This window comes from Streptosporangium sp. NPDC002524, assembly GCF_040295985.1.
Lineage (GTDB): Bacteria > Actinomycetota > Actinomycetes > Streptosporangiales > Streptosporangiaceae > Streptosporangium.
This window is the reverse complement of record NZ_JBEOWK010000087.1, coordinates 1-1078: the sequence shown is the minus strand read 5'-3', so window position 1 is coordinate 1078 and position 1078 is coordinate 1. Positions and strand designations below refer to the sequence as shown.

The window sequence follows — 1078 nt, the reverse complement described above, 5'->3', positions numbered from 1 at the left end:
AATTTGATGTCATTCGACAACTTCATAACCAAACCAAAGAATCCAATCAAGTCTTGCGTATTACCCAATCTTTCGCCTTAGATGAACTGAATCCGAAAGTTCAAAAAGACTGGCAAAAAGCCAATGATTTAGGCGTTGAATTAGCAGAAAATCTCTATCCTAACCATCAAAGTGCTGTGTATACGCATTTAGACGGAAAAAATCACGTCTTACACAACCACATCATTGTCAATAAGGTCAATTTAGAGACAGGCAATAAATTAAGAGAACAAAAAGGAGAAAGCGTTCAACGAGCACGAGAAATGAATGATCGACTCGCTTCTCGAGAGAACTGGCACATTTTAGAGCCACCAAATGAGCGCCAAACAGAGACAGAAAAAGAACTAATCGCCAAAAATGAGTATTCTTACATGGATGATTTGAGAGAAAGAATCAATAAATCGCTTCAAGATGTCTCTGTGAGCTCATACGAAGCGTTTAAGGAACGATTATCTGACAATGGGGTAATTCTATCAGAAAGAGGCCAAACGTTCTCATATGCCTTTTTAGACGCCAATAACAAGCAAAGACGAGCACGAGAGACCCGATTGGGTTCTGATTTTGGAAGGGAGACCATTTTACATGAGTTGGAAAACCGAGCAAGACAAAACGAATTTAGAGCTGTTGAACAACGAGAACCAGCGATTACTCCGCTTGAGCGAGACACTCAACAAAGAGAATCAGAAATTGTTAGCCTTGAACAAGCAATTGAACCAAGAAAATCAGAAGCTCTCAAGCGAGAATCAAAAATTAATCGATTTATTGACACAATCAAACAGCTTGCAGGACGAGTACCAGAACTTACTCAACGCGTTACAAGAAAATTAAAGCAAACAAAAGAGAAAATCCTCGATGATTTTGAACGTCGCTTTTCAAAAGACATGAAAAATTACGAGCAAGAACAACAGAAAAGCCTAGAAAAACAAGTGAATAGAGACGTACAGTCTGAAAAGAAACCAACAAAAGATCATGATCGGGGGATGAGTCGATGAATAAAGATGAACAACTCGTTGTTCAAGTATTAAATGCTTATAAAAAT

At 38.2% G+C, this 1078-nt stretch carries 1 protein-coding gene; it reads left to right on the top strand.

The window, feature by feature from the left end:
* Positions 1 to 1031: relaxase/mobilization nuclease domain-containing protein (locus ABT053_RS43390; protein ID WP_350978046.1), on the top strand; the 1031-nt coding region annotated here is incomplete at its 5' end.
* Positions 1032 to 1078 lie beyond the last annotated feature (47 nt).